Source organism: Enterobacter sp. 237C8, from assembly GCF_034106865.1.
Classification (GTDB): domain Bacteria; phylum Pseudomonadota; class Gammaproteobacteria; order Enterobacterales; family Enterobacteriaceae; genus Enterobacter; species Enterobacter asburiae_B.
The window spans coordinates 805,818-826,863 of sequence record NZ_JAWNDF010000001.1 but is presented as its reverse complement, the minus strand read 5'-3'; the positions used below and the strand labels follow the sequence as shown (position 1 = coordinate 826,863).

The following is a 21,046-nucleotide window of genomic DNA, read 5'->3' as shown; positions in this document are numbered from 1 at the left end:
AACTTTGTAACGTCATAGAGTCAAAGAAAAAGGCAACCAGAGCTGCCTTTTGCCAATTATTCGCACACATTGCGGCCTGTAGTTTAAAATGGCTGGCATCGATACGCTATATCTGGTGATAAAAATATGCCAAATCTCGTCCTTGCTTCCACTTCTCCCTACCGCCGAACGATGCTGGAAAAGCTCGGGATCCCGTTTGAATGCGCCGCGCCAGAGGTTGATGAAACGCCACAGCCGGGCGAATCACCGCGTCATCTGGTGATGCGTCTTGCTAAGGAGAAAGCGCAGTCGCTGGCCGCACGTTATCCCGCACATTTGATTATAGGCTCCGACCAGGTTTGCGTACTGGGCGGCGAAATCACCGGCAAGCCCCATACGGAGGAGAACGCCTGCCAGCAGCTTCTGCGAGCGCGAGGCACTATCGTGACCTTTTATACCGGCCTGGCACTCTATAACTCCGCCACCGGTCATCTGCAAACCGAATGCGAGCCGTTCGACGTACACTTCCGCCATCTCAGCGAGCAAGAGATCGTGGATTATGTGCGCCGGGAACGTCCGCTGAACTGCGCAGGAAGCTTTAAAAGTGAAGGATTGGGAATTGCGCTGTTCGACAAGCTGGACGGTCGCGATCCCAACACGCTGGTGGGGTTACCGCTGATTGCCCTGTGTCAGATGTTAAGGCGAGAAGAGTGTAATCCGCTGACCATGTGACTTTTGCCCAGCGGCGCTTCGCTTGCATGGGCCTACTAAACTGCGGCCTGATGCCCTCACCCCGGCCCTCTCCCACAGGGAGAGGGAGCAAACATTAAAAACGACAACATTCGTTGCCGTTTTACGTTTACCTTAGCCGCGCAGAACCTTAAGACAGCGTTTCAACTGCTCGTCCAGCGGCGCTTCAATACGGATGACTTCCCCCGTATTAGGATGGGTAAACTTCAGCGCTGCCGCATGCAGGAACAGACGCGACAGCCCCGTCCCCGCCAGCTGCTTATCAAACTCGCGGTCGCCATAGCGGTCATCAAAGGCGATAGGGTGCCCTGCGAACTGCGTATGCACGCGGATCTGGTGAGTACGACCGGTCACCGGACTGCAGCGCACCAGCGTGGCAAACTCATAGCGCTCTTCAACTTTAAAGCGCGTCTCAGACGGTTTCCCTTCCTGGCTCACGCGGACAATACGTTCGCCGCTTTGCAGAATGTTCTTCAGCAGCGGCGCCTGCACCACTTTTACATGGGACTGCCACTGACCGCGCACCAGCGCCAGGTAGTCTTTCTGCATCCCTTTCTCACGCAGCTGTTCATGCAGAGAACGCAGCGCAGAACGCTTTTTCGCCACCAGCAGTACGCCAGAGGTGTCACGGTCAAGACGGTGCACCAGCTCAAGGAAACGCGCTTCCGGGCGCAGGGCTCGCAGTCCTTCAATCACGCCGAAGCTCAGACCGCTGCCGCCATGGACAGCCGTTCCTGACGGTTTATTGAGCACCAGAATATGGTCATCTTCGTAAAGGATCACATCGCTCAGGGCCGCCACTTTCTGTAGCTTCGGTGAAACGGTCTCTTCTTCACGTTCCGCAACGCGCACCGGCGGAATACGCACTTCATCGCCCGCCTCGAGTTTGTACTCAGGCTTCACGCGTTTTTTGTTCACCCGCACCTCGCCCTTGCGCAGGATGCGGTAAATCATGCTCTTTGGTACACCTTTCAACTGGGTGCGCAAAAAGTTATCGATACGTTGCCCCGCGTCATCTTCGGCGATGGCAACCATTTTTACGGCTGGAGTCTCTGTTTTCATGGTTGGCGATTCTAAATATCGTCAGCCATTAGCGCCACTCATTTTTCTATGCTTATATTTACTTTTATCCGGCCAGCTCCCCGTTTCGCGCAACCGATTTGGTGGTTATTAAACCAATCGCCATTCTGAAGTGAAGAAACTGTGAGTAACCGGGTGATAATTGGTAAAAGTCATCTTGCTATAACCCGGCGAGCAGTGGAATAATGAGGCTGTTTTCCGTGTTAAATCCTGGTTAAGTAAGGATGTTGACGGAATGACCAATTTTGTCTGACCGATCATCCACGCAGCAATGGCGTAAGACGTATTGATCTTTCAGGCAGTTAGCGGGCTGCGGGTTGCAGTACTTCCCGGTATAAGGATTGTTCTCTGGAGAGTTCTACCCAGGCAATTCCCCTGATAATTGCGCTGTGTTTCCGTATGAAACACAGGCAACCGACACTCTGCGCCTCTTAAGCGAGCGACAACCGTGAGGTTGGCGACGTGAACAGACACGAGGCCATCGGTTCATACCCCGGAAAGCGTCACCTTGCCCGCAGCTTTGTCGTCAATGTAAGAATAACGAGTAAGTTACGATGAAAAGAATGTTAATCAACGCAACTCAGCAAGAAGAGTTGCGTGTCGCCCTTGTGGATGGGCAGCGCCTGTACGATCTGGATATCGAAAGTCCTGGACACGAACAGAAAAAAGCGAACATTTACAAAGGTAAAATCACCCGCATTGAACCAAGCCTTGAAGCTGCATTTGTCGATTACGGTGCTGAGCGTCATGGTTTCCTCCCTCTGAAAGAAATCGCCCGCGAATATTTCCCCGCAAACTACAACGCCCATGGCCGCCCAAACATCAAAGATGTTCTGCGTGAAGGTCAGGAAGTTATCGTTCAGATTGATAAAGAAGAGCGTGGCAACAAAGGTGCCGCACTGACCACCTTTATCAGCCTGGCTGGGAGCTATCTGGTGCTGATGCCTAACAACCCGCGTGCGGGTGGCATCTCTCGCCGTATCGAAGGTGATGACCGTACCGAGCTAAAAGAAGCGCTGGCAAGCCTCGAACTGCCTGATGGCATGGGGCTTATCGTGCGTACCGCAGGCGTTGGCAAATCAGCCGAAGCGCTGCAATGGGACCTGAGCTTCCGTCTGAAGCACTGGGAAGCCATTCAGAAAGCAGCCGAAAGCCGCCCTGCTCCGTTCCTGATCCATCAGGAAAGCAACGTTATCGTGCGTGCCTTCCGTGATTACCTGCGTCAGGACATCGGTGAGATTCTGATCGATAACCCGAAAGTGCTTGAGCTGGCGCGCCAGCACATCGCCGCGCTGGGTCGTCCGGATTTCACAAGCAAAATTAAACTGTACACCGGTGAAATCCCGCTGTTCAGCCACTATCAGATCGAATCCCAGATTGAGTCCGCCTTCCAGCGTGAAGTGCGTCTGCCATCCGGCGGTTCTATCGTTATCGATACCACTGAAGCGCTGACCGCTATCGACATCAACTCCGCGCGTGCAACGCGCGGTGGCGATATCGAAGAGACCGCCTACAACACTAACCTCGAAGCCGCTGATGAAATCGCCCGCCAGCTCCGCCTGCGCGACCTGGGTGGTCTGATTGTTATCGACTTCATCGACATGACCCCGGTACGCCACCAGCGTGCGGTTGAAAACCGTCTGCGCGAAGCGGTGCGTCAGGACAGGGCGCGTATCCAGATTAGCCATATCTCACGCTTTGGCCTGCTGGAGATGTCCCGTCAGCGTCTGAGCCCGTCTCTCGGCGAGTCCAGCCATCACGTTTGTCCGCGCTGCTCCGGCACCGGTACCGTGCGTGATAACGAATCGCTGTCCCTCTCCATTCTGCGTCTGATTGAAGAAGAAGCGCTGAAAGAGAACACCAAAGAGGTTCACGCCATTGTGCCGGTGCCCGTTGCCTCTTACCTGCTTAACGAAAAACGTGCAGCGGTAAGTGCGATTGAAGCGCGTCAGGGTGGCGTTCGCTGCATCATCGTGCCAAACGACCAGATGCAGACCCCACACTATCACGTGCTGCGCGTGCGTAAGGGCGAAGAGACGACCACCCTCAGCTACCTGCTGCCGAAGCTGCATGAAGAAGAGATGTCCCTGCCTTCCGATGAAGAGCCAGCCGAGCGCAAACTGCCAGAGCAGCCTGCGTTAGCGACCTTCATCATGCCTGAAGCACCACCGGAAGCGGCTCTGGAAAAACCTGCTGCCAAACCTGCAGCGCAGAAACCAGAAGCCGCGGTAGCAAAAGCCCAGCCGGCACAGCCGGGTCTGCTGAGCCGCTTCTTTGGCGCGCTGAAGAAGATGTTTGCTGAAGAAGAAGTTCAGCCAGAGCAGCCGAAAGAAGAGCCAAAAGCGGCCAAGCCAGAGCGTCAGCAGGACCGCCGTAAGCGTCAGAACAACCGCCGCGATCGTAACGACCGCAGCGATCGCAATGACCGCAGCGAGCGTCGTGACAACCGTGACAACCGCTCTGAGAATGGCGAAGGCCGTGAGCAACGCGAAGACAACCGCCGCAACCGTCGCGAGAAACAACAGCCGAATGTTGAAGATCGTGAAATTCGCCAGCAGGCGGGCGATGAGTCTGAGAAGAGCAAACAGCGTGACGACCAGCAGCCGCGCCGTGAACGCAGCCGTCGCCGTAACGACGAGAAGCGTCAGGCACAGCAGGAAGTCAAAAACCTGAACCGCGAAGAGCCTGTTGAACAGCAGGACGGCGAGCAGGAAGAACGTACTCAGGTTATGCCGCGTCGTAAGCAGCGCCAGCTTTCTCAGAAAGTTCGCTTCGCCTCTGAAGCAACCGAAGAGTCAGGCGCTATCGCGGTTGAAACCAGCGAGATCGCAACCGGTACACAAGTGGCAAAAGTTGACCTGCCAGCGGTCGTTGAAAACAACGTTGAGCAGGATGATAACGGTGAAAACCGTGATAACGCCGGTATGCCGCGCCGTTCACGTCGTTCTCCACGTCATCTGCGCGTCAGCGGCCAGCGCCGTCGTCGCTATCGTGACGAGCGTTACCCGACTCAGTCGCCAATGCCGCTGACTATTGCCTGTGCTTCGCCAGAAATGGCCTCCGGCAAAGTCTGGATCCGCTACCCGGTTGCTCGCCCGGAGCAGGTTGTTGAAGAACAGCCTGTAACCGAAGAGGTGATTGCACCAGCAGCCGCGGTAGAAGCTGTCGTGACTGAAGCGGCAACCGTGGTTGAACCTGAGGTTGTTGAACCTGAGGTTGTTGAAGCTGAAGCACCTCACGCAGTGGAAGTTGAAACCACCCATCCAGAAGTGATTGCCGCGCCGGTTGATGCCGCACCGCAGCTTATCGCCGAAGAAGATGCCGTGGTGGCTGAGGAAGTCGCTGAAGAGGCTGAACCTGTAGCCGCAGTGGAAGACACCGCAGAAACCCTCGTTGAAACCACCACTGAAGAAGTCGTTCAGGACGTTGAGATTCAGGTTGAACCGGTTGTCGAAGAAGCGAAAGCGCCTGAGGTAAAACCTGAGCCGGTTGTTTCTGCACCAGCCGCAGCCCACGTGGCGACAGCACCAATGACGCGCGCCCCGGCACCGGATTACGTGCCTGAAGCCCCGCGTCACAGTGACTGGGTACGCCCGGCCTTCAGCTTCGACGGTAAAGGCGCTGCAGGCGGCCACAGTGCAACGCATCAGGCGACTGCACCGGCGACGCGTCCGCAGTCTGTCGAATAACGACGCTGAAAGTAAAAAGCCGACCTTCGGGTCGGCTTTTTTTATGGCTGCTGCACGGGCTTTCTCATTCCGGTCACCTCAGGCATGACCTGCCGCATCAACTCCAGAAAACGCCGCAAGCGTGCCGGATAATAGCGGGACCAGGGGTAAACCAGATGCACCGGTAACGCCGCTGGCTGCCACTCTGGCAGCAAATGCACCAGCCGCCCTTCCCGAATATCATCCTGTACCGTCCAGCTGGATACCACCGCCACGCCAAGCCCGGTGAGCGCCGTATTGCGTGCGACATACAGGCTGTCGGTGCTCAGCCGTGGCGTAATAGCAATCCGCGCGGTGGCGGATGATGCATCGTGAAAAAGCTCCACATGGCGCTGGTAGAAAGAGCTAATCGCTATCCAGGGAAACTGCTGCAAATCCTCCGGCGTGTTGACCGTCGGGAAACGGGCCAGCAGCGCCGGAGAAGCCACTACCGAACGCGGCACTTCGGCCAGCAGCACGGACACGGTCGCCGGATCGACTTCCACGCCCACCCGAATCGCACAGTCAAGGTTGTCGCCGAGGAAGTCCGCCGACCGATCGTTGAGCATCCACTCAATCGAAAGCTGCGGATAACGTTGCAAAAACTCGGTTACGGGTTTCAGAAGCTGGTCCTGACCAAACGCGTGAGGAGCGCGCACCCGCAGCACGCCTACCGGCTCATCTTCCGTCTGCCCCACCTCATCTTCCAGCGCCAGCCAGCTGTCAATCACCCGACGGGCGTGCTGATAACAGCGCTCGCCGTCATCCGTCAGCCGCGTCGTGTGGGTGGTGCGCAATATCAGGCGCACGCCCAGCATGGTCTCCAGCGACTGTAACCGTCTGCTTACCGTGGCCTGGGTAGTAGCCAGCTGCCGTGCCGCCGCAGAGAGGGATCCCGCCTCCACAATACGAACAAACGTCCGCATTAGCTCCACCCTGTCTATACGCTCAGCTCTTTTCATCGCATTTTCACTTATACGTTTAACGTATAAGCGTTTTACCACCGGGCCCGCTACCGTCGCAAGGCGTACTGATAAAAAATAGCCTCACACGACGAATGAGGAACATCTTATGAACACAACAACCGCCGCCCATGCCGTGAGCCGCTGGGTAATCTTAATGCTGGCGATCGGTGCAGGTTTCAGCGTGGCATCTATCTATTATGCCCAGCCTCTGCTGCCGCTGATGGGCGCAGACCTTCATCTGAGTATCGAAGGAATGGGGTTGGTCCCAACGCTCACCCAGGCGGGATATGCCCTGGGGATCCTGTTCCTGCTCCCGCTCGGCGATCGCCACGACCGCAGGACGTTAATCCTGATAAAAAGTGCGGCGCTGGCGCTGTTTCTTCTCGGCTGTAGCCTGACCGGGCAGATCCACTCTCTGCTGCTGGCCAGCCTGCTCATCGGCATGGCCGCCACCATGGCACAGGATATCGTCCCTGCCGCAGCCATCCTTGCGCCGGAAGGTAAACAGGGGAAAACCGTGGGTACGGTAATGACCGGGCTGCTGATGGGTATCTTATTATCAAGAACCGTGAGCGGCGTGGTGGGCGAAGCGTTTGGCTGGCGCGTCATGTACCAGCTGGCGGCGGCGAGCATTGCGTTCGTCGGGGTGATGATGTGGTTTGTGCTTCCCCGTTTTGCCATTCACTCCACGCTGAGCTACCCCGCGCTGATGCGCTCAATGGAACATCTGTGGCGTCGCTATCCGGCGCTGCGCCGTGCGGCGCTGGCTCAGGGCTTTCTGTCGATTGCCTTTAGCGCCTTCTGGTCTACGCTTGCGGTCATGCTGCTGGAACGCTATCACCTGGGTAGCGCTGTAGCGGGAGGATTTGGTATTGCAGGTGCCGCCGGTGCGTTAGCTGCCCCGCTGGCAGGGGGTCTGGCAGACAAACTGGGCGCAGGAAAAGTCACGCAGATTGGTGCCGCTCTTGTGACCGCTTCATTCGCCCTGATGTTCCTGATGCCCGCGCTGGGCGTTCATGGACAGCTGATTCTGATCGCCATCTCCGCCGTCGGGTTCGACCTGGGGCTGCAGTCCAGCCTGGTCGCTCACCAGAACCTGGTATACAGCCTTGAACCGCAGGCGCGCGGTCGTCTCAACGCCCTGCTCTTTACGGTGGTCTTTATCGGGATGGCGCTGGGTTCCGCGTTAGGCAGCTATATCTACTCGCTGGCCGGCTGGACGGGCGTGGTCGCGCTGGCGACGGTCTGTGGCGTCATTGCGCTGGCAATCCGTCTGATAGAAAGCGCACGAGTCACCTCCGCATCAGCAGAAGTTGCATAAAAAAAATGCCCAATCCAGACGGATTGGGCAGTAAAACATGCCCAGTTTCAAGACATGTTCCAAGAGGTCAAGATGTTATTTGTTCAGCTGGAACAGAGACATGCCCTGCATATCGCTAAACGCTTTATAAGACGCCTGCAAGGCAGCCTGCTGCATGGTGTAAGAGGAAATCGCTTCGTTCCAGTCAACATCCACCAGGTCACTCATCTGCTTGGTCTGACCCAGCGCGCGGTCATCGCCCAGCGTGTCGAGTTTTTCCAGCTCGTTCATCTTGGTTCCCACATCCGCAACGACCGTCAGGACATTGTTCTGGGAGTTTTTGATGCCGATTTGCGCATTGGCAATCACCTGGCTTTGCGCCGTTGCGGCAGCCGGATCGTTCTCAATCGGTGTCTTCAGCGAGGCAATAGCAGAATCCAGGATTTTGAACATGTTGGTCTGGCCATATCCACCGCCCGGCAGCTGTTCCGCATTACTGGTAATGCTTTCGAAAATTTGCTGGCCGGTATGGCTGATGGTCATATTTCGCGCCGTATCAACCTGCTGTGTGATGGCCTCAGCGCCGCCGTTGTAATCCCCGGTCGCGGCATCAAACGGTGCGCTCTCGGTTTTGTATCCCGCAAAGATAAAACGACCATTACCATCCGTCGTGTTGGCCAGGTTCATCAGCTGATCGCGGATCCCCTGAATATCGGTTGCCAGAGAAAGACGGTCATCATCGCTTAATGTGCCGTTTGACGCATAAACGAGCTTCTCGCGCACGCTTGAGATCGCGGTGTTGACCTGGGTTAACACGTTATCTTCCAGCGAGACCTTCTGCGTTGCAAAGGTACGCGCGAGCGCAAACTGGCTGTTTTGCGACTGAGACTGTGACAGAACGATGGCCTGCGACGCGGCGATAGGATCGTCCGAAGGACGATTGACGCGCTTGCCGGTGGACATCTGCTCACCGTAGCTCAGCCATCTGCTCTGAGAATCGGTGATCCCACGCATGTTCTGCTCGTACATCATCTGGGTGCTAATACGCATTGTTCACCTCAACCTTAACGAATGTTGATAATTGCATCGAAGAGCGTACTGGCAGTTTGTAGCACCTGGGCATTGGCCAGGTAATACTGCTGATAACGCTGCAAATTGCCATACTCTTCGTCGAGGTTTACCCCAGAGATGGTCTGCTGCTGCTTGATTAACTGCGTTTCCACGTTGGCTTTCGTCTGGCTGCTCACCTTCAGTGACGCCGTTGAGCTACCGACGGTACTGACGAGAGAGGCATACGCATCGTTGAAGGTTTTATTTCCACCCACCACTTTGCCGTTTTGCAGATCGAGCAGTTTCTGGCCGTTACGGTTGTCACTTTCGCCGCCGTTCTGCACAGATGCCATCGCCAGTTTGGACTCGTCGCTGATCGCGAGATCCATGTTCATGATGACGTTGGAAACAGGCTTCACGGTAAAGCTGTCTTTGGTATTTGCCGTGCCGCTGACGTTGACGTTAAGGCCATCAAACGACAGATTGCCGCTGGCATCCGGGCTCATCGTAAAGCTGGTTTTGTCTGACGTGCGGGTGACCGTCCAGTCAGTGCCGTTAAACTGCAGCTTATAGTCTGTCGCCTGGACCTGTTTGCTGTCCGCCACAGAAGCCGTAACAACGGCAGAGCCGCCGTTCTTGCTGTTGGACAGGACCGCCGGAGAACCGAAGTTGAACAGCTTACCGCCCGCATCACCGTTCGCATCAAAACCGGCTTCATGCTGCGTGTTCATTGAATCGGCAAAGGCCAGCGCCATCTGGTTCAGGGTGTTACGGGCTTTATCCAGATCTTCCGTGCGGAAGGTCAGTAAACCGCCCAAAGAACCGGTGGTGATAAATTTCTCGGGGATCTCAATATTACCCGCCACGTCATCGACGTAGGCGATAGTCGTACGAGCCGGATCGGCGCTGGACTTCACGGCCGCCAGCTGGCTGGCTTTACTGCCCTGCACCAGGCTGTAACCGTTGCCGAGAGAGATGTTAAACGTACCGCTATCCTGCACGGAGACTTCCACGCCCACGATTTTGTTCAGTTCAGTCACGAGCTGATCGCGCTGGTCGAGCAGATCGTTAGGCGATGCGCCCGCACCGACGCCGGTCAGACGGGAGATCTGATCGTTCAGGTTCGCAATCTGTTTGGCATAGTTGTTGATCTGAGACACGCTGGTCCCAATCGCGGTATTGACCTGCGTATCCTGGTCACGCAGATACTGATCGTTGGTTTTGAACTGATTGACCAGACCGCCCGCTTTACCCAGCACCGTCTGACGTGCTGCCGGGTCTTCCGCGTTGCTCACCAGGGTTTGCAGGCTTTTAAAGAAATCCTGCAGGGTGGTGGAGAGCGAGTTGGTGGTATCGGAGAGCACATCGTCAATTTTTGACATCTGCTGATAGCGGGTCGTCAGACCGCTGCTCTGCGTCTGCGCGGCGCGCAGCTGGTTGGTGATGAAGGCGTCATACTCACGCTGGACACCGGAGACATAAACCCCGTTACCCACCCAGCCACCGCCGGTCAGCGTGCTGTTAGATGCACCCAGCACCGTGGTCTGGCGGGTGTAACCTGCCACGTTATAGCTTGAAATATTATTACTGACGGTATTGAGTGCCGACTGCGCGGCACTGAGGCCACTCATGGCGCTGTTAATCAAACTGGACATGGGGGTTCCTTTTATACGTTCAGACACGAGTCCTGATGAAGGTTATCGGCAACCTCCACCGGGACTTGAGAACTTTCAGAACAGATTTTCAATATCTGTGCTATAGGCTTTGCTGACCTTCTCGCCCATGGATTTCAGCTGCTGGATCATGCTGGTGAGCTTGCGCGCATAGTTCGGGTCAGTCGCGTAGCCCGCGTTTTGTAAGGCCTGAGCGCCCTGCTCCGCCGTCGCCGCCTGCGTAACGGCGGTATAACGCGGATTGCGGCTCAGCAGGCCAACGTAGTCGGACAATGCTTCCAGGTAGGAGCTGTAGACGCGGAATTTTGCTTTGACCTTCACCGCCGCACCGTTCTCGTATTCGGTGGTCGTGATCTCCGTTGTTGGCCCCTTCCAGCTGGAGGTGGCCTTCACGCCGAAGATGTTGAAGCTCGGATCGCCGTTTTCCTTGCGGATCTGACGCTGGCCCCAGCCCGACTCCAGCGCGGCCTGTGCCAGAATCAGGTGATGCGGCACGCCGCTCTGTTCGCTGGCAAGGCGCGCGGGCAGAGAAAGCTGCGCCAGGAAGTCTTTGCTGTCACCGGAGAGCGGCTCATCGCCGCTGCCCGTGGCTTTTGGCATCGCTTTACGCACCATTTGCGTCAGAGCCTGGTTCTGATAACTGGTCACCGTTTCCAGGTCGAACTTCATCGGCACCTGCTGCGTCTGATCCTGAGGCTGAATGCCCTGCGCGGCTTCGGTCTGTTTCACAATCATGTCAGCCAGACCGAGGCCTTTACTGGCGGTCATCTGCTGCGCAATCTGCTGGTCATACATGCTGGTGTAGAGACGCGTTGAATCACTGCTGAACATCCCGTCTTTCGGCAGGGTTTCACGCATGCTTTTCAGCATCATCTGTACAAACATCCCTTCCACCTGGCGGGCGACCGGGCGGATGTTCGCCGCCGGGTCTTTGCCTGCTTTGGTTTTCAGTTCGTTGAGCGACTGGGCGTCCCAGGCTGCACTGGTCAACAGTTTGCTATCGGTCAGCATTAGATGATTTCCAGTTTGGCGCGCAGGCAGCCTGCGCTTTGCATGGATTGCAGAATGGACATCAGATCCATCGGCGTTGCGCCCAGGGCGTTCAGGGCACGCACCACGCTGTTCAGGTTGGCGCTGGAGCGAACGCTCTGCAGCGACCCGCCGCTCTGACGCATATCAATCTGCGTTTGCGGCGTCACCACCGTCTGACCGCCACCAAATGGCGTATTCGGCTGGCTCACGTTCGCGGAGCGGTTTACCGTCACGGAGAGGTTCCCCTGCGCCACGGCACAGCTGTCCAACGACACTTCCCGGTTCATCACCACCGAGCCGGTACGGGAGTTGATGATCACTTTCGCATCCTGAACCGGAACGTTCACTTCCATATTCTGGATATCCGCCAGCATGCGCACCTGGTTGCTGCTGCCGGTGGAGGTGCGGATCTGCACGGTGCGCGCGTCGAGTGCCGTTGCATTACCGTAGCCGCGGCTGCGGTTGATGGTATCGGCAATTTGCTGCGCCATGGTGAAGTCTTCATTATTGAGCTGCAGGTTGATGGTGTTGCCCGCGCCAAACTGGGTCGGCAGTTCACGCTCAATGATCGCACCGTTGGTGATACGTCCACCGTTCAGCTGGTTCACCTGCACGCTGCTTCCGCCTGCGGATGCCCCCGCACCGCCAACCAGAATGTTCCCCTGCGCCAGCGCATAGACCTGGCTGTCAACGCCTTTCAGCGGGGTCATCAGCAGCGTACCGCCGCGCAGGCTTTTGGCGTTACCCATTGAGGAGACCACCACATCAATGGTCTGTCCCTGACGCGCAAACGCCGGGTAGGACGCGGTGACCATTACCGCGGCCACGTTTTTCAGCTGCATGTTGGTTCCCGCCGGCACGGTAATGCCGAGCTGGGAAAGCATGTTGTTCAGGCTTTGGGTGGTGAACGGCGTCTGGGTCGTCTGGTCACCGGTACCATCCAGACCAACCACCAGGCCATAGCCAATCAGGGAGTTTTCACGAACGCCCTGAACGCTGGTGAGGTCGCGAATACGGTCAGCCTGGGCAAACGTTGCCACCAGCGCGAGCGCCACGGCGAAGATCGATTTAAACATGGGTCACCTCGCTTACATCGGCGATAAATTAAGGAAGAAGCGCTGCAGCCAACCCATATTTTGCGCTTCATTGATATAGCCGTTACCGACGTACTCAATGCGCGCATCCGCCACCTGGGTGGACGGAACGGTGTTGGTGCCGCTGATGGTGCGAGGGTTAACCACGCCCGAGAAGCGAATGAATTCAGTGCCCTGGTTGATGGCGATCTGTTTTTCACCCACAACGTGTAAGTTGCCGTTAACCAGTACCTGGTCAACCGTGACCGTCAGCGTACCGCTGAAGGTGTTGCTGGCGTTCGCGCCGCCTTTGCCGTTAAAGGTATTGCCGCCGGACGCGTTCACATCAGCACGCGCGTTGCCGAACAGCCCTTCGAGATAGCGTGGCACGGTATCGAAGCCAAAATTGGTTTTGCCATCGCGGCTGGCGTTCGCCGACGAGCTCTTGCTCGCGCTGACGTTTTCCTGCAGCACAATGGTCAATGTATCGCCGACGTTACGCGGGCGGCGATCTTCAAACAGCGGCTGATAGCCGTAATTAATCGGCTGCGCGGTCTGGAAAATGGAGCCGTTTACCACTGGCGCGGGGCCAGGAACGGGTTGGGCAGTCGTCGCACCCTGGACCAATGGTTTAGACGGGATCAAAGCACACCCGCTGAGGGTGACAGCCAGAACAGTCAGTATCGGATAACGAAACGCCGCGTTTTTTTGCATTGCCTTCATCTTCGAAAACAGGGAGCCGGTGCGGCGTTTACCGCACCGGGCTACACCTTAGAGTTGCGTCAGTTTCTGCAGCATCTGGTCGGTCGTCGACACTGCTTTACTGTTAATTTCATACGCGCGCTGGACCTGGATCATATTCACCAGCTCTTCCGCCACGTTCACGTTGGACGTTTCAACATAACCCTGGTACAGCAGACCCGCGCCGTTCAGGCCCGGGGTGCTCTCATTCGGCGTACCGGAGGATTGCGTTTCGGTGTAGAGGTTCTCACCAATGCTTTCCAGACCGGTATCGTTCATGAAGGTGGTCAGGTTGAGCTGCCCGACCTGAACCGGCGCGGCCTGTCCCTGCTGGGTCACGCTGACCACACCGTCGCGTCCGATGGTGATGCTCAGGGCATTCGCCGGGATAGTAATCGCAGGCTGAACCTGGAAACCGCCCGCCGTCACCAGCTGGCCGTTCTGATCGACCTGGAACGAACCGTCGCGGGTATAGGCAGAGGTCCCGTCAGGCAGCTGCACCTGGAAGAAGCCCTGGCCTTTGATTGCCACGTCTTTACTGTTGTTGGTCTGAGACAGGTTGCCCTGGCTGTGCAGACGCTCGGTGGCCACCGGACGAACACCGGTACCGATCTGCAGGCCCGACGGCAGCGTCGTCTGTTCAGAAGACTGCGCGCCCGGCTGGCGGATGGTTTGATAAAGCAAATCTTCGAAAACGGCACGCTGACGCTTGAAACCATTGGTGCTCACGTTTGCCAGGTTGTTGGCAATCACGTCCATATTGGTTTGCTGGGCGTCCAGGCCAGTTTTCGCGATCCATAAAGAACTGATCATAAGGAGTCCTGTTAACTCATAGCCAGAAGTTGGTTAGCTTTGCCCGCGTTTTCATCCACGCTGCTGATGATCTTCATCTGCATTTCAAAACGACGGGCGCTGGCAATCATGTCGGTCATGGCTTCGACCGGCTTGACGTTGCTGCCTTCCAGAACGCCGGACATCACGCGGATGCTCGGATCGGCCTGTAACGTGGCACCACGCGTCGCCTGCGCCGCCTGGGTCAGACGGAACATGCCGTCGTCGCCGCGCTGCACGTCTTTGGCTTCCGCTTTCACCAGCTTCAGACGTCCGACGGGCGCAACGGTATTGGCCGGATCGCCCGGGTTCAGCGCCGAAATGGTGCCGTCCGCGGCGATAGTCAGCTCAGAGCCTTCCGGCACGGTCAGCGGACCCGCTTCCCCCATCACCGGATGCCCCTGAATCGTCAGCTGGCCCGTCGCGCTCACCTGGATATTGCCGTTACGGGTATAGCCTTCACTGCCGTCCGCAGTTTGCACCGCCAGCCAGCCGTCCTGCTGCAGGGCAACGTCCAGCGGGCGCGAGGTGTAGTCCATCTGCCCAGGCGTCATATCTGCGCCAGGGGTTGATGCCGTCACCAGCGTACGGGTCGGCAGGGACAACCCTTCTACCGGCACCGCGCGCAGCGCATTAAGCTGCGCGCGAAAGCCTGGCGTAGAGGCGTTTGCCAGGTTGCTGGCGGTAACGGCCTGCTGATTGAGCGTCTGACTTGCCGCGCCCATCGCGGTATATATTGCGTGATCCATTGCGCTTTCCTGTTAGCCGCTTAACGCAGGTTAACCAGCGTGTTGAGGATCTGGTCCTGGGTTTTGATGGTCTGCGCGTTCGACTGATAGTTACGCTGCGCGACGATCATGTTCACCAGTTCTTTACTCATATCCACGTTGGAAGCTTCCAGCGCGCCGTTGGTCAGCTTGCCGAAGTTACCGGTGCCTGCGGTACCCAGCAGCGCCACGCCGGAGGACTGAGTGGCAGACCAGACGTTGTCGCCTTCAGATTTCAGGCCTTCGTTGTTCGCGAAGTTTGCCAACACGATCTGGCCCAGAACCTGAGACTGTTCGTTAGAGTAGCTTCCCACCACGGTGCCATCGTCGTTGATCTGGTAGCTCACCAGGTCGCCAGGCTTGTAGCCGTTCTGATTGGTTGCCACAACGCTGTTTGCACCGGTGTTCTGCTGCATGGAGTTCTGGAAGCTCAGGGAGAAGGTCGCCGCCGTCGCACCGCTGACAGAACCCGTGGTGATGTTGATGGCCGGCGTGGCGTTTGGCGTTGCGCTCAGTACACCCGCAGCGTCGTAGTTGTAGACACCCGCCAGGTTACCGTTCGCATCAAAGTTCATCTGCGCCGCTTTCGCTGCAGTAGAACCCGCAACGCTGCCGTCCTGAGTGTAAAGATCCCATTTATTGTTGGCCGTCTTCACGTAGTAGACGTACATGTTGTGGGCGTTACCCTGGCTGTCGAATACGGTCACGGTCCCTTTTTTGTTATAGGTATCCGGGTTGGTCGCATCGAACGGGGCAGTTTGAACAGGATCGGTTGAGTTCAGGTTGATCTGCTGCGTCGCGGTGGTGGTTGATTTCGCCGCCATCAGGGTATTCGGGATAGTAATCGCCTGAGGGTTCGCACCGGTCTGAACGGTTGGAGGCGTTCCAGCTACCGGGTAGCCCGTCAGCTGCATGCCCTGCATGTTAACCAGCGTACGGTTTTCGTCCAGCTTGAACTGGCCGTTACGGCTGTAGAACACAGAACCGTTGGAATCGACCATACGGAAGAAACCGTTCTGGCTGATAGCAACGTCCAGACCACGACCGGTGTTGGTGGTGGTGCCGTCGGTAAAGTCCTGAGTGATGCCCGCAACTTTCACGCCCAGGCCGACTTTGGAACCGGCAAACATGTCCGCAAATGAAGCAGAACCGGATTTAAAACCATAGGTCGCGGAGTTGGCGATGTTGTTGCCAATGACGTCCAGGTTGGTGGCCGCAGCATTCAGGCCGCTGACCGCTTGAGAAAAGGCCATGACTTACTCCTGATAAGTGTTAAGGCTTAGATAATCTGCCGAACTTCGTCGAGTGTGGTGGAACCAGAGGTTCCCAAATCCAGTTTGTTGCCGTCGCTTCCTTTAATCACGCCCTGGACCAGCGCGAACTGCAGCGGCTGCGCCACCAGCTGGGTCGTCCCGTTGCTGGCGCTGATCGCTACTTTGTAAGAACCGTTTGGTGCTTTAGTGCCGTCGGTCAGGCTGCCATCCCACGTAAAGGTGTGAACGCCCGCCTTCAGCTCACCGATATCAATGGTACGAACCACCACGTTATTGGCATCCATGATCGTTGCAGTGACCTTCTCAGCCGCCTGCTGGAGCTCAACGCCAAACGGCGTGGTGGTCGTTGTGCTGTTGCCTTCAGTGGTGCTGGTGCCCGCCAGAATCGTGGTTCCCGGGATCATCACCCCGTGGCCAATCAGGCTTGCCGCCTGCAGAGACTGGGCACTGTTGATCTGCCCGGAGACGGAGCCGAGGGTGGTGTTGAGTTTCTCAATGCCGCTCACGGTGCTGATCTGCGCAAGCTGCGTGGTCAGTTCGTTGTTCTGCATTGGGTTGGTGGGATCCTGGTTCTTAAGCTGCGCCACCAGCAGCGTCAGAAAGCTGCCCTGAAGATCGGAGGCATTGCTCCCAGTGAGGGAGTTAGAACCCGTCGTACTCTTCGTGTTATTAACGCCCGAGTTCGTAGGATCATTCACATTTACGGCGATGGACATGCATGTCTCCTTTACTGGCCGAGAGTGAGCGTTTTGAGCATCATGCTCTTCACGGTATTCAGCACTTCAACGTTGGCCTGGTAGCTGCGGGAAGCCGACATGGAGTTCACCATCTCACCCACCACATCCACGTTTGGCATTTTCACGTATCCGCTGGCATCCGCGAGCGGGTTACCCGGCTCATACACCAGTCTGTCCGGCGCCTGGCTCTCTACCACATCAGACACCTTCACGCCGCCCGTCGCCGCGCCCGGCGCAGCATCGACCTGAAAGACAACCTGTTTGGCGCGATAAGGCTGGCCGTCTGGTCCGGTTACGCTGTCGGCGTTCGCCAGGTTACTGGCAGCCACGTTCAGGCGTTTGGACTGCGCGGTTAACGCCGAACCGGCAATATCAAAAATATTCAACAAGGCCATCTATCAGTTCCCCCCCTGCAGGACGTTCATCATGCCTTTGATTTGTCCGCCGAGTACGGTCAGGCCCGTCTGGTATTTCAGACTGTTATCGGCAAACTGGGTACGCTCCCGGTCCATATCCACGGTGTTACCGTCGAGTGAGGGCTGATCGGGAATGCGGTAAAGTAAATCGGTCGCTGGCGCGGTCATCGCCTGAGCAGGAATATGGCGAGAGGATGTCATGGCAAGTGCAACACCCGTTCCTTCGGCACGTCCACGCTCCATCACCTTTTTGAGTTCACTGGAAAAATCAATATCGCGCGCCTGAAACCCTGGGGTATCGGCGTTAGCGATGTTGGCGGCTAAAATCTCCTGCCGCTGGGCGCGTAAATTGAGCGCTTCCTGCTGAAAACGTAACGCGGCGTCGAGTTTATCGAGCATGTCTCCTCCGCTGATGGCAAAATTTCAGTTCACAGCTTAAATCTCACCCGGTCTCCCCTATCGACGGAATAAGCGCAAAATGCGTCGCTATTTATTGCGTTGATGCAAAACCACTGCAGGTAGAATTCATTCAACTCTGGAAACGGTGGAACTTGCGATGCAAACGTTAAAACGTGGCCTGGTGGCAACTTTCTTGCTGTTTAGCCCTCTGGTGCAGGCTGAAGGCTTACAGGATCGGCTGACGGCTTTTTTTGCTGAAAAGCTGGCGGGCTTTAGCGATGAGGTTAACGTTACCGTGCGCACCCCACCGAATCTGTACCCGACCTGTGACCAACCGTCATTCAGCGTGACGGGAACCACCCGGCTGTGGGGAAATGTGAACGTGCTGGCACGCTGCGCGAACGAAAAACGCTATTTACAGGTTGCAGTTCAGGCGACGGGCAATTATGTTGTCGCCGCCGTGCCCATTGCGCGCGGCAGCGTGCTGCAGACGAACAGCGTGACGTTAAAACGCGGCCGTCTGGACCAGCTGCCTCCACGCACCATGCTGGAAATGAACCAGGCACAGGACGCCGTCAGCCTGCGCGATGTCGCACCCGGCCAGCCGATACAGCTCTCAATGCTGCGTCAGTCATGGCGGGTAAAAGCGGGTCAACAGGTGATGGTGGTGGCCAACGGAGATGGCTTTAGCATCAACAGTGAAGGGAAAGCGTTAAACAATGCCGCGGTGGCGCAAAACGCCCGCGTCAGAATGTCCTCAGGCCAGGTGGTGAGCGGAACCGTCGATTCTGATGGGAATATTCTGATTAACCTATAATCTTTTTAAAGATTTCGCGGCGCGTGCCGATAAATATTCCACTAATGATGATGTCAGGCGCAAACGCCGCGAACCCTCGATGAGGACAACACTATGAGCATTGATCGTACATCAGCCCTGAAGCCGGTAAGCGCTGTACAACCTCGCGAAACGAATGACGCTCCTGCGCAGAAAACGCGTCTGGAAAAACCGTCAACGTCCAACAGCACCAGCGTGACCCTGAGCGACGCACAGGCAAAACTGATGCAGCCAGGCAGCAACGATATCAATATGGAACGTGTTGAAGCGCTGAAAACGGCTATTCGTAACGGTGAGCTGAAAATGGACACCAGCAAAATCGCTGACGCCCTGATTCAGGAAGCACAGAGTTTCTTACAGAGTAACTAACCGTATGAGTCGACTGTCAGAAATACTGGATCAAATGACGGTTGTTCTTAACGACCTGAAAACGGTAATGGACGCTGAACAGCAGCATCTCTCTTCCGGTCACATCAACGGCAGCGCGCTGCAGCGTATTACTGAAGATAAGAGTTCGCTACTGGCGACGCTGGATTATCTGGAGCAGCAGCGCCGCGCTGAGCAGGATCCTAAGCGTAGCGCCAATGACGATATTATTGAGCGCTGGCAAACCATTACCGAAAAAACCCAGCACCTGCGCGACCTTAACCAGCACAACGGCTGGCTACTGGAAGGTCAGATTGAGCGTAATCAGCAGGCGCTTGAGGTATTGAAACCGCATAAAGAAACCGGACTGTACGGTGCGGATGGTCAAACAGCGACTGCACGTATTGCGGGAGTTAAAAAGATTTCGATTTGACGCCTGTGCGACAAATCATGCAGCGGGGAGCACCATAAGGTGAACTCCCCTTTTGGCGTTTATGCCGTACGGCGGGCAAACTCTTTCACTTTGAACCCCAGCACCGCGAGCGTGGCAAAGTAAGCCACCACCCCGACGCCTACCACGGCCATCAGCCGCATCAGACGATAAGGCATGGTGCCCAGGGACCACTCCGGCATCACGTACATCATGCCGAGCAGCGCGGCTGACATCACCAGTACCGCAACGATCAGACGTGCCAGGAAACTTCCCCAGCCCGGCTGCGGCGTGAAAATATCCTGCTTGCGCAGCTGCCAGTACAACAGCCCGGCATTCAGACAGGCCGCCAGACCAATAGACAGCGACAGGCCGGCATGCTTCAGCGGACCAATAAACGCCAGGTTCATCAGCTGGGTCATAATCAGCGTCACGATGGCAATTTTCACAGGCGTTTTGATGTCCTGACGCGAGTAGAACCCGGGCGCCAGCACCTTGACGACGATCAGCCCCATCAAGCCGACCGAGTAGGCAATCAGCGCGCGCTGGGTCATAGCGGCATCAAAGGCGGTGAATTTCCCGTACTGGAAGAGCGACACCGTCAGCGGTTTGGCCAGAATACCCAGCGCCACCGCGCTTGGCAGGGCCAGCAGGAAGCAGAGACGTAAACCCCAGTCCATCAGGCGGCAATATTCATCATGATTGCCGCTGGCAAAGCTTTTCGACAGCGACGGCAGCAGGATGGTCCCCAGCGCCACGCCCAGCACCCCGGACGGGAACTCCATCAGACGGTCGGCGTAGTACATCCAGGAAACCGAGCCGGACACGAGGAAAGAGGCAAAGATGGTGTTGATGATAAGCGAGATCTGGCTGACGGAGACGCCGAGAATGGCGGGCCCCATCTGCTTGATCACGCGCATCGCCCCGGCATCTTTGAGATTGATGCGCGGCAGCACCAGCATGCCGATTTTTTTCAGATGCGGCAGCTGGTACGCCAGCTGCAGTACGCCGCCGACGGTAACTGCCCAGGCCAGCGCCAGCACCGGCGGGTTGAAGTGCGGCGCGGCGAACAGGGCAAAACCGATCATGCTGACGTTGAGAAACGTTGGCGCAAACGCCGGAACAGAGAAGCGGTTCCAGGTGTTCAGGATCGCCCCCACCAGCGAGGCCAGCGAGATGAGCAGAATATAGGGGAAAGTAATGCGCAGCAGCTGCGAGGTCAGCGCAAATTTGTCAGCCGTATCGGCAAAACCGGGCGCGGTCACCATAATCACCCACGGCGCGGCCAGCATCCCGAGTACGGTCACCACCGCCAAAGCCAGCGTCAGCAGCCCGGAGACATAAGAAACAAAGACGCGCGTCGCGTCTTCACCCTGCTTGCTTTTATATTCCGCCAGAATGGGCACGAATGCCTGGGAAAACGCCCCTTCAGCAAAAATACGACGCAGCAGGTTCGGCAATTTGAACGCGACGAAAAAGGCGTCCGTGGCCATCCCTGCACCAAATACCCTTGCCACAATGGCGTCGCGCGCAAATCCCAGCACGCGGGAAAACATGGTCATCGAGCTGACGGCCGCCAGCGATTTTAATAAGTTCATTAACGTGAATTTCCAGAACCATACGGATTTGTAGACCGGGTTA

At 56.8% G+C, this 21,046-nt stretch carries 20 protein-coding genes; 6 read left to right on the top strand and 14 right to left on the bottom strand.

Translation table 11 applies throughout. The features are described 5' to 3' along the window. Positions 1–126 precede the first annotated feature (126 nt). Positions 127–711 carry a nucleoside triphosphate pyrophosphatase gene (locus tag USF70_RS04015; RefSeq protein ID WP_320735294.1) on the top strand — a complete coding sequence of 195 codons (585 nt, stop codon included), beginning with the start codon at positions 127–129 and terminating at the stop codon, positions 709–711. 132 nt (positions 712–843) lie between these two features. Here USF70_RS04015 and rluC read toward each other — a convergent pair whose 3' ends face one another. Next, entirely contained in the window at positions 844–1,791 is a 948-nt protein-coding gene (gene rluC / locus USF70_RS04010) for a 23S rRNA pseudouridine(955/2504/2580) synthase RluC (protein ID WP_024909023.1), read from the bottom strand. Between the two features lie 572 nt (positions 1,792–2,363). On the opposite strand from rluC, the gene rne reads away from it, so the two are divergent. Next, entirely contained in the window at positions 2,364–5,498 is a 3,135-nt protein-coding gene (rne, locus tag USF70_RS04005) for a ribonuclease E (RefSeq protein ID WP_232938286.1), read from the top strand. Positions 5,499–5,539: 41 nt separating this feature from the next. On the opposite strand, the gene USF70_RS04000 is transcribed toward rne, so the two are convergent. Then, positions 5,540–6,442: a LysR family transcriptional regulator gene (locus USF70_RS04000; RefSeq protein WP_073001132.1), complete on the bottom strand. Its 903-nt coding sequence runs from the start codon at positions 6,440–6,442 to the stop codon at positions 5,540–5,542. A gap of 145 nt (positions 6,443–6,587) precedes the next feature. Here USF70_RS04000 and USF70_RS03995 point away from each other — a divergent pair, with 145 nt between their 5' ends. After that, positions 6,588–7,802 carry an MFS transporter gene (locus tag USF70_RS03995; RefSeq protein WP_320735293.1) on the top strand — a complete coding sequence of 405 codons (1,215 nt, stop codon included), beginning with the start codon at positions 6,588–6,590 and terminating at the stop codon, positions 7,800–7,802. Positions 7,803–7,877: 75 nt separating this feature from the next. Here USF70_RS03995 and flgL read toward each other — a convergent pair whose 3' ends face one another. From flgL to flgB, 11 genes are all read right to left on the bottom strand, one after another. After that, complete coding sequence (gene flgL, locus USF70_RS03990; RefSeq protein ID WP_033145208.1) at positions 7,878–8,831, bottom strand: flagellar hook-associated protein FlgL; 954 nt, start codon at positions 8,829–8,831, stop codon at positions 7,878–7,880. 14 nt (positions 8,832–8,845) lie between these two features. Then, complete coding sequence (flgK, locus tag USF70_RS03985) at positions 8,846–10,486, bottom strand: flagellar hook-associated protein FlgK (RefSeq protein WP_320735292.1); 1,641 nt, start codon at positions 10,484–10,486, stop codon at positions 8,846–8,848. A gap of 75 nt (positions 10,487–10,561) precedes the next feature. After that, positions 10,562–11,515 carry a flagellar assembly peptidoglycan hydrolase FlgJ gene (gene flgJ / locus USF70_RS03980; protein WP_320735291.1) on the bottom strand — a complete coding sequence of 318 codons (954 nt, stop codon included), beginning with the start codon at positions 11,513–11,515 and terminating at the stop codon, positions 10,562–10,564. Then, positions 11,515–12,612: a flagellar basal body P-ring protein FlgI gene (locus USF70_RS03975; protein WP_029740346.1), complete on the bottom strand. Its 1,098-nt coding sequence runs from the start codon at positions 12,610–12,612 to the stop codon at positions 11,515–11,517. Before USF70_RS03975 ends, flgJ begins: the two co-directional genes overlap by 1 nt. Positions 12,613–12,624: 12 nt before the next feature. Continuing rightward, positions 12,625–13,323 (bottom strand): flagellar basal body L-ring protein FlgH, encoded by a 699-nt coding sequence (flgH, locus tag USF70_RS03970; RefSeq protein WP_024909015.1) that lies wholly within the window; start codon positions 13,321–13,323, stop codon positions 12,625–12,627. 57 nt (positions 13,324–13,380) lie between these two features. Further along, a complete protein-coding gene (gene flgG / locus USF70_RS03965) occupies positions 13,381–14,163 on the bottom strand; it encodes a flagellar basal-body rod protein FlgG (RefSeq protein ID WP_008500810.1) in 783 nt (260 codons plus the stop codon). An 11-nt stretch (positions 14,164–14,174) separates the two neighbouring features. Further along, a complete protein-coding gene (locus USF70_RS03960; RefSeq protein ID WP_033145205.1) occupies positions 14,175–14,930 on the bottom strand; it encodes a flagellar basal body rod protein FlgF in 756 nt (251 codons plus the stop codon). A gap of 20 nt (positions 14,931–14,950) precedes the next feature. Further along, positions 14,951–16,201, bottom strand: coding sequence for a flagellar hook protein FlgE (gene flgE, locus USF70_RS03955; RefSeq protein WP_039261882.1), 1,251 nt, complete (start codon positions 16,199–16,201; stop codon positions 14,951–14,953). A gap of 26 nt (positions 16,202–16,227) precedes the next feature. Then, on the bottom strand, positions 16,228–16,938 hold the full coding sequence (gene flgD / locus USF70_RS03950; RefSeq protein ID WP_033145203.1) for a flagellar hook assembly protein FlgD: 711 nt from the start codon (positions 16,936–16,938) through the stop codon (positions 16,228–16,230). A gap of 11 nt (positions 16,939–16,949) precedes the next feature. Beyond that, entirely contained in the window at positions 16,950–17,354 is a 405-nt protein-coding gene (flgC, locus tag USF70_RS03945) for a flagellar basal body rod protein FlgC (RefSeq protein WP_008500814.1), read from the bottom strand. A gap of 3 nt (positions 17,355–17,357) precedes the next feature. Further along, on the bottom strand, positions 17,358–17,774 hold the full coding sequence (flgB, locus tag USF70_RS03940) for a flagellar basal body rod protein FlgB (protein WP_023311135.1): 417 nt from the start codon (positions 17,772–17,774) through the stop codon (positions 17,358–17,360). 157 nt (positions 17,775–17,931) lie between these two features. On the opposite strand from flgB, the gene flgA reads away from it, so the two are divergent. The 3 genes from flgA (at position 17,932) to flgN (ending at position 19,408) form a co-directional block, all read left to right on the top strand. Beyond that, positions 17,932–18,591, top strand: coding sequence for a flagellar basal body P-ring formation chaperone FlgA (flgA, locus tag USF70_RS03935; protein WP_023311134.1), 660 nt, complete (start codon positions 17,932–17,934; stop codon positions 18,589–18,591). Between the two features lie 93 nt (positions 18,592–18,684). After that, positions 18,685–18,978: a flagellar biosynthesis anti-sigma factor FlgM gene (gene flgM, locus USF70_RS03930; RefSeq protein WP_023311133.1), complete on the top strand. Its 294-nt coding sequence runs from the start codon at positions 18,685–18,687 to the stop codon at positions 18,976–18,978. A 4-nt stretch (positions 18,979–18,982) separates the two neighbouring features. Further along, complete coding sequence (gene flgN / locus USF70_RS03925) at positions 18,983–19,408, top strand: flagella biosynthesis chaperone FlgN (protein WP_008500818.1); 426 nt, start codon at positions 18,983–18,985, stop codon at positions 19,406–19,408. 59 nt (positions 19,409–19,467) lie between these two features. Here flgN and murJ read toward each other — a convergent pair whose 3' ends face one another. After that, entirely contained in the window at positions 19,468–21,003 is a 1,536-nt protein-coding gene (gene murJ / locus USF70_RS03920; protein ID WP_048975864.1) for a murein biosynthesis integral membrane protein MurJ, read from the bottom strand. Positions 21,004–21,046: the final 43 nt, after the last annotated feature.